At 72.8% G+C, this 9,233-nt stretch carries 7 protein-coding genes; 5 read left to right on the plus strand and 2 right to left on the minus strand.

The window, feature by feature from the left end; translation table 11 throughout:
• Positions 1-117: 117 nt before the first annotated feature.
• Together Apa02nite_RS24665 and Apa02nite_RS24670 are read right to left on the minus strand one after the other, a co-directional pair.
• Positions 118-1,668 carry an ROK family transcriptional regulator gene (locus Apa02nite_RS24665; protein ID WP_203827093.1) on the minus strand — a complete coding sequence of 517 codons (1,551 nt, stop codon included), beginning with the start codon at positions 1,666-1,668 and terminating at the stop codon, positions 118-120.
• Positions 1,665-4,040 carry an alpha-galactosidase gene (locus Apa02nite_RS24670; RefSeq protein ID WP_203827094.1) on the minus strand — a complete coding sequence of 792 codons (2,376 nt, stop codon included), beginning with the start codon at positions 4,038-4,040 and terminating at the stop codon, positions 1,665-1,667. The genes Apa02nite_RS24665 and Apa02nite_RS24670 overlap by 4 nt, the downstream gene beginning before the upstream one ends.
• 96 nt (positions 4,041-4,136) lie before the next feature.
• On the opposite strand from Apa02nite_RS24670, the gene Apa02nite_RS24675 reads away from it, so the two are divergent.
• From Apa02nite_RS24675 to Apa02nite_RS24695, 5 genes are all read left to right on the plus strand, one after another.
• Positions 4,137-6,596 (plus strand): glycoside hydrolase family 2 protein, encoded by a 2,460-nt coding sequence (locus Apa02nite_RS24675; RefSeq protein WP_203827095.1) that lies wholly within the window; start codon positions 4,137-4,139, stop codon positions 6,594-6,596.
• A 5-nt stretch (positions 6,597-6,601) separates the two neighbouring features.
• Positions 6,602-7,441, plus strand: a complete 840-nt coding sequence (locus tag Apa02nite_RS24680) for a LacI family DNA-binding transcriptional regulator (protein WP_203827096.1) — start codon at positions 6,602-6,604, stop codon at positions 7,439-7,441.
• Positions 7,442-7,675: 234 nt separating this feature from the next.
• A complete protein-coding gene (locus Apa02nite_RS24685) occupies positions 7,676-7,951 on the plus strand; it encodes a hypothetical protein (protein ID WP_203827097.1) in 276 nt (91 codons plus the stop codon).
• A 15-nt stretch (positions 7,952-7,966) separates the two neighbouring features.
• On the plus strand, positions 7,967-8,587 hold the full coding sequence (locus Apa02nite_RS24690; RefSeq protein WP_203827098.1) for a hypothetical protein: 621 nt from the start codon (positions 7,967-7,969) through the stop codon (positions 8,585-8,587).
• A gap of 138 nt (positions 8,588-8,725) precedes the next feature.
• Complete coding sequence (locus Apa02nite_RS24695) at positions 8,726-9,112, plus strand: hypothetical protein (RefSeq protein WP_203827099.1); 387 nt, start codon at positions 8,726-8,728, stop codon at positions 9,110-9,112.
• Positions 9,113-9,233 lie beyond the last annotated feature (121 nt).

The following is a 9,233-nucleotide window of genomic DNA, read 5'->3' on the forward strand; positions in this document are numbered from 1 at the left end:
TGGCGAGCGGGTGTGGTGGTCTTGCCGGCCTTGTGGCGACTACCGGTGCTCTCCAGGTGGGTTGGCGGGGTGTTCAGTGACGGCAGGGGGAAGGGCGCTGGCCTACGCGGGCGGGCGTCAGGCGCGGAGGTGGGACTGCAGGACCAGGGCGGCGGCGCCGGTCGCGGAGGCGGTCGCGGCGGCCAGCGAGACCGTGACGGTGACGTCGCGGTGCCAGGTGCGGGAGTCGGCGGGGGCTAGCCGGCGCGTGATCGCCGGGCCGTAGATGGCCGATGCGGCGGCGAAGCCTGGGCCGGTGAGGACGACCAGGTCGATGTCGAGCAGGTTGACCATCGACTCGGTGGCGGCCGCTACGTAGCGGGCCGAGGATTCCAGCAGGGCGCGGCAGTGCGGGGCGCCGGCCCGGGCGGCGCGGGCGACCGCGCCGAAGTCGGCGGCTACGCTGCGGATCGGCTGGGCGGGGTCGAGGCCGGCCTCGGCGGCGGCGACCCGGTCGGCGCGGGCGGCGGTCACCACGGTGCGCGGCCCGGCCAGTACCTCGAGGCAGCCGCGGCTGCCGCACCAGCACTCCGGGCCGAAGACCTCCAGGCAGAGGTGCCCGAACTCGCCGGCGCTGGCGTGGCTGCCGCGCATCGCCCGGCCTTCGATCACGATGCCGGCGCCGATGCCGCCGCCCATGTAGAGCGCCGCGAACGCGCGGTCCGGGCCGACCCGGGCCACCCAGTATTCGCCGACCGCGGCGGCGGTCGCGTCGTTCTCCACCAGGACCGGCCAGCCGGTCGTCTCGGAGAGCCGGCGGCCGAGTTCGTCGCCGTGCCAGCCGCGCAGGTGGGGGAGCAGGTCGTCGGCCGGGGTGCCGCCGCTGTGCGGCCCGGGCCAGACGATGCCGACGCCGAGACAGCGCGCCGGGTCGACACCGGACCCGGCCAGCAGCACGTCGATGTCGGCGGAGAGAGCGCTGAGCACCGCGTCCTGAGCATCGCCCGGCAAGACGTCGCCGTTCGAGGAAGCGTCGCCGGGCAAGGTGTCGCTGCCTGAAAGAGCGCTGCTCGGCGAGGCGTCGCCGCCGGAGGAAGTGCTGCCCGGCAAGGAAGAGCTGGCTGAGGAAGAGGCGGTGAAGGAATCGGCGCCGGGAACGGCGGTGCCGGGAACGGCGGTGCCGGGAACAGCGGCGCCGGGAACAGCGGCGCCGGGAACAGCGGCGCCGGGAACGGCGGCGGCGGGAACAGCGGCGGCGGGAACAGCGGCGGTGGGCGCGTCGGGACCGGGCTTGGCGGATCGGGAGGTGGCGAGGAGGGCGGCGCCGAGGGGGGTCGGCCGGGCCAGGCGGGAGATGACGCCGCCGGTCTGGCCGGTGAGCACATACGTCGTCGCGTCCTCGTCCAGGTGGACGCCGACCGCGAGCCGGGCGGCCGGGTCGAGGCGCAGCAGGGTGCGGGGCTTGCCGCCGGTCGGGGTGCGCCCGGTCTCCACGACCAGGCCCTCCTCGATCAGGCGGCGGACCGTCATCGACACGGCGGCCTCGGTCAACCCGGTGATCTTGGCCAGCTCGACCCGGCTCAGCTCCTCGGCGGCGCGGATCGCGTCGAGGATGCTCTCCCGGGCTCCGGGGCGACGACCCCGGCCGGGCCGGCTCGCCGGCGCGGGCGCGCCGACTGCTTCTCTCACGCTTCCTCCACCGCCGCGCCGCGCACGATCGATCCCGCCGTGCCACGCACGAGCGCATCCCCCACTGCTGGGCCGCTCACGGGCGGCTCCGTCGCTGTGCCGAGCGCGGGCGGCACCGTCACGCCGAGCGCGGGCGGCTCCGTCACGCCGAGCGCGGGCGATTCTGCTGTGACGCGCACGGGCACGTTGTCCTCCTGCACCGCTGTCACGCGTACGAGAAGGACGCGATCGGGAAAGAGCACCGGGAGCCGGAGTCCGGCGGTGCCGAGCGTGCGGCCGTTCAGGCGTACCCCCTGGGGCGTGCACCAGGGTAACGCAGCGCCCCAGGCAGCGGCGTTGCCGTCGGCCACGTCGCCCGGGGGCTGTGGCCGCACGTGGTAGGTCCGGTCCGGGTCGAGGCCGGGCAGGGCGGCCGTGCCCGGCGGGTACGACGCGCTGGTGCCCGTGGCGATCAGCGCGAAGAGCGCGTCCGAGCCGTCCGCGGCGACCACCCCGGTCACCTCGAACGCCGGGTCGGCCAGGTCGGCGTGCACCAGCGTGCCGGTGTGCAGCAGCCCGCGCAGCTCCTTGTAGAGCGCCACCCAGGCGGCGAGTGACGCCAGCGACGACTCGTCGGCACCGGTCAGGTCCCATTCGACGCCCAGGTGGCCCCAGATCGCGGTGCCGGCCCGCATGCTCAGCGGCAGCTCACGGTGCGTGGTGTGGCACAGCGGCGCGCCGATGTGCGAGCCGATCAGCTCGAGCGGGACGAGCAGGCTGGTCCAGCGCTGGATCGCGACCCGTTCGTGCGCGTCGATGCAGTCGGACGCCCAGATCCGGTCGGTGCGCTCCAGGATGGCCAGGTCGACCCGGCCGCCGCCGGACGAGCAGGACTCGATCTCCACGCCGGGGTGCCGGGCGCGCAGCTCGTCCAGGAGCCGGTAGACCGCGTGGGTCTGGTCGTGCACGCCGGCCCGCCCGGTGCCCGGGTGACCGGCTTCGACCAGGTCGCGGTTGTGGTCCCACTTCAGGTAGGCGATGTCGTGTTCGGTCAGCAGCGTGCCGAGGCGGTCCAGGATGTAGGCGTAGGCGAGCGGGTTGGCCAGGTCGAGGACCTGCTGACTCCGGGCGGTCCGGGGGAGCCGCGTTCCGGTCGCCATGATCCAATCGGGGTGTTCGCGGGCCAGATCGGAGTCCGGATTGATCATCTCGGGTTCGACCCAGAGGCCGAACTCCATGCCCAGGTCCCGGACCACGGTGATCAGCGGGCCGAGGCCGTCCGGCCAGACGTCCGGCGAGACGGTCCAGTCGCCGAGGCCGGAGGTGTCGTCGCGGCGGGAGCCGAACCAGCCGTCGTCCAGCACGAAACGTTCCGCGCCGATCGCGGCTGCCGCGCGGGCCAGATCGGTCAGCTTGGTCAGGTCGTGGTCGAAGTAGACGGCCTCCCAGGTGTTCACCACGACCGGGCGCGGCTTCGCCGGGTGGTGCGGCCGGGCGCGCAGGTAGCGGTGGAACCGGGCCGCGACGCCGTCCAGGCCCTCGGCGCTGTGCACCGCGTACACCCAAGGGGTCTGATAGGTCTGACCTTGCGCCAGACCGACCTCGCCGGGCAGCAGCAACTCGCCGCCGGCGAGCGCGGACCAGCCGTGGTAGGTGCGTTCGGCGATCGAGCGGGCGCCGCCGGAGAAGGCGGTGTGCAGCGCCCAGACCTCGCCGCGGCGGTGGGCGAAATCGGACGTGCCGGCGCAGAGCAGGTAGGCCGCGTCGTAGCCGGTGCGGCCGGTGCGGTTCTCCCGGACGCGCAGGCCGTGCGTGAACGCGGTTCGCTGCGGGTGGCGTTCGCGCAGGTGGTGGCCGGTGAAGTCGAGCAGCTCGGCGGTGCGTTCGGGGACCGGGAGGAAGATCGTCAGGTGTTCCAGCCAGTAGGTGCCGGGTGCGGTGCTGGTCAGCGCGCCGCGGGCGCGCAGAACCCCGCTGGGATGCAGCTCGAGATCGATGCTCAGGTCCAGGCAGGCGATGGGATCGGTCGCGGTGATCCGGACGGTGTCGGCGCTGCGGCCCACTTCCGGTCCGCCCTTTTCCGGTACGCCCTGAGCCGCCAAGCCCCGATCAATCGCGGTCACCTCGAACGCCGTCGCCCACGCCTGGCCGTCCCGGTGACCGGCCAGCCCCGGCGTGCCGAGCCAGCCGGACGACTGCTCCGGGACCAGCGACGGCCGGACCGTGCCGTCCACCGAGAAGCCGATCGGCTGCGGGGCCACGGCCACCAGCAGGTCGTCGAGGGTCCCGTCGAGCGCGGCACCCCAGTGCGCCACCGCGGGCAGGCCCGGGCCCCGGCAGTCCAGGACCAGGCTCACCCCGGCCGCGCTCAGGTGCAGCAGATCCGGCCCCATCGGTGACTCCCTACCAGCGTTGACGGACTTCGTTCAGTTGCTTAAGAATGTTAGCCGCCCGGTCTGTGGCGGCACTACGACAGGAGCCCACTTCCGATGATCAGAACCGACCTCCACGCGGGCTGGACCGTACGTGCCGCCGGCGGGCCGGTGCCCGAGGACATCGCCGCCGAGCTGGTGCCGGCGACGGTGCCCGGCACGGTGCACACCGACCTGCTCGACGCCGAGCTGATCCCGGACCCGTACCTGGGCGAGAACGAGGCGGCGCTGGTCTGGTTCCACCGGGCGGCCTGGCTCTACCAGACCGCGGTCACCGCGGAACCGGCCGCGGCGGACGAGCGGGTGGACCTGGTCTTCGACGGGCTGGACACGGTCGCCACCGTCACCCTGGGCGGCGAGGAGCTGGGCCGGACCGCGAACATGCACCGCGGGTACCGCTTCGACGTGCGCGAGCGGCTGACCGGCGCGGCGATCCCGCTGTCGGTGCGGTTCGACTCCGCGCTGGAGTACGCCGAGGAGCTGCAGAAGGTGATCGGTGAACGACCGCGGCCCTACCCGCATCCCTTCAACGCCGTACGAAAAATGGCGTGTTCTTTCGGGTGGGACTGGGGCCCGGACCTGCAGACGGCCGGGATCTGGAAGCCGGTGCGGCTGGAGCGGTGGCGGGTGGCGCGGCTGGCGGCGGTCCGTCCCCTGGCCACGCTGGACGCGGACGGGCGGACCGGCCGCCTGATCGTCCACGTCGACGTGGAGCGTTCGGGGCTTGGTTCCGCGGGTGAATTGTCGGTCGAGGTGGTCGTCGCGGGCCGGACCGCTCACCTCACCATCGCTACGGGCGACACTTCGGGAACGGCCGAAATCTCGGTTCCGGAGGCGCCGGTCTGGTGGCCCATCGGGTACGGCGAGCAGCCCCTGGCCGACGTCAGCGTCGTGCTGCTCGACGACGGTGTCGAGCTGGACGCCTACACCGCCCGGGTCGGGTTCCGGACGATCACGCTGGACGAGACGCCGGACGAGATCGGCAGCGCGTTCACCCTGATCGTCAACGGACAGCCGATCTTCGTCCGCGGGCTCAACTGGATCCCCGAGGACCACCTGCTCACCCGGCTCGACCGGGACGCCTACGCGGCCTCGATCGAGCGCGCCACCGACGCAAACACCAACCTGCTGCGGATCTGGGGCGGCGGCATCTACGAGAGCGACGACTTCTACGACGTGTGCGATGAGCGCGGCGTGCTGGTCTGGCAGGACTTCCCGCTCGCGTGCGCGGCGTACTCGGAGGAGGAGCCGATCCGCTCGGAGATCCTCGCCGAGGCCAGGGAGAACGTCACCCGGCTCACCCCGCACCCGTCGCTCGCACTGTGGAACGGCGGCAACGAGAACATCTGGGGCCACGAGGACTGGGACTGGAAACCCGCGCTGAACGGGGCGAGCTGGGGCGCGAAGTACTACTACGAGGACTTCCCGGCGCTGCTCGCCGAGCTGGACCCGACCCGGCCGTACCACCCGGGCAGCCCGTCCAGCCCCGGACACGACCCGGAGGTGGTGCACCCCAACGACGACCGGTACGGCACCCGGCACGAGTGGGAGGCGTGGAATCGGGAGGACTACACGTACCACGCGAACTTCCTGCCCCGGTTCTGCTCCGAGTTCGGCTGGCAGGCGCCGCCGACCTGGTCGACGCTGCGGGAGTCGATCGCGCAGGAGGACTTCGACCAGGAGTCGCCGGCGTTCCTGCTGCACCAGAAGGCGGCCGGGGGCAACGACAAGCTGAACGTGGGAGTGGCGCGGCATCTGCCGGTGCCGGTGGACTTCGAGGACTGGCACTGGGCGACGCAGCTGAACCAGGCGCGGGCCACGGCGTACGCGATCGGGCACCTGCGCGGTCACGCGCCGCGCACCATGGGCAGCATCCTCTGGCAGCTCAACGACTGCTGGCCGGTCACCTCGTGGGCGGTGGTCGACGGCGCCGGGCGGCGCAAACCCGCGTGGTACGCGCTGCGCCGCTCCTACGCGCCCCGGCTGCTGTCGTTCCGCGACGGGGCGCTGGTCGCGGTCAACGACACGTCGTCGCCGTGGCGGGGGACGGCCCGGGTACGGCGGGTGGGCTTCGACGGGTTGCTGCTGGACTCGGACGTCGTGGCGGTCGAGGTCCCGGCGTACTCGGTCGGCGTGATCGCCCTGACGGACCACCTGGTCACGGCCGGGGACCCGGCCCGCGAGGTGCTGGTCGCGGACATCGACGGGCTGCGGGCCACCCACCTGTTCGCCGAGGACTTCGACCTGGCGTACGACCCGGGCGCGGTGTCGGCGAGCATCGAGCCGGCCGAGGGCGGATACTCCATCACCGTGACCGCCACCTCGTTCGCCCGGGACGTCACCCTGCTGACCGACAAGGTCGACCCGGACTCGCTCGTCGACGACATGCTCGTCGACCTGCTGGCGGGGGAGAGCCACACGTTCCACGTGCGCAGCGGGTGGACGCTTCCGGAGGCGTTCCTCGATCCGTACGTGGTCCGCTCGGCGAACGTGCTGGCCGTACCGGCCGAGGGCTGATCACGGTGGCCGGCGGGCTGATCGGGCTGGTGCTCACCGGCAGCGCCGACCGGATCGGGGTGGAGCCGTTCTTCATGGAGCTGATCGCGGGCATGGAGGAGGCGCTCGCCCCGGCCGGTGCGACGGTGCTGCTGCTCGTCGTGCCGGACCTGGCAGCCGAACTGGCCACGTACCGCCGGTGGGCCGGCGATCGCACCGTCGCCGCGGTGGTGGTGGTCAACCTGGTCCACGACGACGTCCGCCCGGCCCACGTGGCCGGGCTGGGCCTGCCCGCCGTGCTGGCCGGCCGGCACCCCGGGCCGTTCGCGAAGGTGATCACCGACGACGCCGGGGCGATGACCACCGCGATCGAGACACTGAGCGCGCTCGGCCACCGGGTGGTCGGCCGGGTCAGCGGCCCGGCCGAGCTGGTGCACACCGCGGAACGGACCACGGCGATCCGCGCGGCGGCCGCCCGGTGCGGTGTCGCGGTGACGATCGTCGAGGGGGACTACAGCGCCGGCGGCGGGGTGCGGGGCCTGCGCGCGCTGCTGGCGTCCGAGCCCCGGCCGACCGCGATCGTCTTCGACAACGACGTGATGGCGGTCGCCGCCGAGCAGGAGCTGAGCCGGTCCGGCATCGCCGTGCCCGGCCAGGTCAGCCTGCTGGCCTGTGACGACTCCCCGCTGTGCGAGCTGGCCGTGCCACCGCTGTCGGCACTGAGCACCGACGTGCACGAGCACGGGCTCATCCTGGGCCGCGCGGTCCTCGATCTGGTCCGCGGCGAACCGGGCCGCGATCACCGCGGCCCGGCAGTCAGCATCCGGCAACGGGAGAGCACCGGTGTGGCCCCGCTGACGGTTTGACCGTTTTGCTGACCCGTGCGCGCCGGTCGGCTCCGGTGCTCGGTAAGGCTTATTAATTAGACGTCGGTCGATTCCAGCTTTCGCATTATCTGCAGGTATTCCCATAGCGCCGTTCCCCGTGAAAGTGGCGTTTCCGCAGCTCGCCGCGTTGCTGTCGGAAGATAGCCGCTTTTTTATTGCGCAATGCTCAGGGAAGATGTCCCTCACGAGGGCGTCGGTACGGGGGTACCAGTGATGATGATTCTGCTCGTCGCGTTGATCGGTGTGGTGGTCGCGCTCGGGATGGCCTTCTGGCCGTGGCCCGGGCGGGGTCCTGAGCCGCGGCACGCCGCCGGCCGGGTTCCACCACCGGTGCCGGCGCCACTGCCGGCCAGCCTGGAGGGTGTGCTCGCCGCCCAGTTGCTGTCCGGCGACATCACCGGCCGGCAGTACGTCCGCGCGCTGGAACGGATAGCTGCCCGGGACGAGCGACGTCACCCCATGTCGGTCCCCCGCGACTACCGTCCGTGAGTACGGTGACGCCTCGTGAGCTGTGCTACCTGTGGTGCTGGGCTGGACGACGCCGGGCGGGCGCACACCTGCCCGGTGGTGCCGTCCGCGGACTGGGAGCTCGCCGGGCGACGGGTGATCCGTTTCGCCGTGGCGTACGGGGCAGCGGCCGCCGCGGTCATTCCGCTGTTCGTCCAGGCGACCCGGGGGCCGTTCCCCGGCGTGGCCATCCCGGCCCTGCTGCTGATCGCGAACCTGGCGATCAGCGCGGTGCTGCTCGGCGGGCTGCTCGGCCTGCTGATCTGCGTGATCGTCTGGGTGGTGCAGACCGTGCGGCTGTCGCGTTCGTACGGTTCGCCGGCCGCCGGCCACCTCGGGTACTGGGGGATCGGGCTGTTCGTGGTCCTGTTCGCCACGGCGTATCTCCGGCCCGCCGGGGTGACCGCGTCGGCCGCGCTGCTTGTGCAGTCGGCCGAGCGGCTGACCGCGGTGGTCGCGCTGATCGCGGGGGTGGCGCACACCCGCCGCTGGATCGGGCGCCGGTCTCCGGCGCCGGCCGCAGTCCACCTGTCCAGCCGGCCGGCCGCCGGGGACTGGGACGCGTCCGTCTGGGATCCCGAGGTCCAGCACGAGATCGGCCGCCGTCGACGGTCCTGACCCGGCGGATTGTCCGCTTCCGGAAACGGTGTCACCTTTAGCCCACAGCCCGTTCCGTGCTTCATGATCATCGATTCCCCGGGTGATGTATAAAGCTCATTGCCTGGTGGGTGTCGATGACTGCGGAGGGGGATCACCATGCTCGTGACTGTGCTGGGCGCTGGTGCGATCGCCGCGGTGGCCTTCGGGCTGTGGTCCCGCCGCCATCCGATCCCGGCCACCCCGGCAGGCCCGGCCACCGGCCCCGGCCCGCTCTCCACCGTCCTGCTCCCGACGCCGCCCACCCCGCCGCTGCCGGCTTCGACGCCACCTGCTCGGACGCCGGTTTCCCCGGCGCCCACCGACCTTCCGCGCGCCGAACGCCACCCCCGGACGATCCCCCCGGTCCCCCGCGCCGACAGCACCGAGGGCCTCCTGATCATCCAACTGCTCCGCGGCGAACTGACCCGCCCCCAGTACCACAAGGCCATGGCCACCCTCGCCGCCCGCGAAGAAGCCCGCCACCCCATGCCTCTCCCCGAATAACCCGTGCTTCGGCTGGTGCCCAGGGGTGCCTCGAAGCCGGTGAGGCACCCCTGGGCACCAGCCGGAGACCTGGGGGCGCGCTGCGGCCCGGGGTGGCGCGGTGTCGCGCCGGCCTCATGGG

Source organism: Actinoplanes palleronii (assembly GCF_016862315.1).
Taxonomy (GTDB): Bacteria; Actinomycetota; Actinomycetes; order Mycobacteriales; family Micromonosporaceae; genus Actinoplanes; species Actinoplanes palleronii.

Bases quoted from the DNA above. Each gene is read 5' to 3' on its own strand.
- Apa02nite_RS24670 (WP_203827094.1), bottom strand. From the start codon at position 4,040: ATGGGGCCGGATCTGCTGCACCTGAGCGCGGCCGGGGTGAGCCTGGTC.
- Apa02nite_RS24675 (WP_203827095.1), top strand. From the start codon at position 4,137: ATGATCAGAACCGACCTCCACGCGGGCTGGACCGTACGTGCCGCCGGC.
- Apa02nite_RS24695 (WP_203827099.1), top strand. From the start codon at position 8,726: ATGCTCGTGACTGTGCTGGGCGCTGGTGCGATCGCCGCGGTGGCCTTC.
- Apa02nite_RS24685 (WP_203827097.1), top strand. From the start codon at position 7,676: ATGATGATTCTGCTCGTCGCGTTGATCGGTGTGGTGGTCGCGCTCGGG.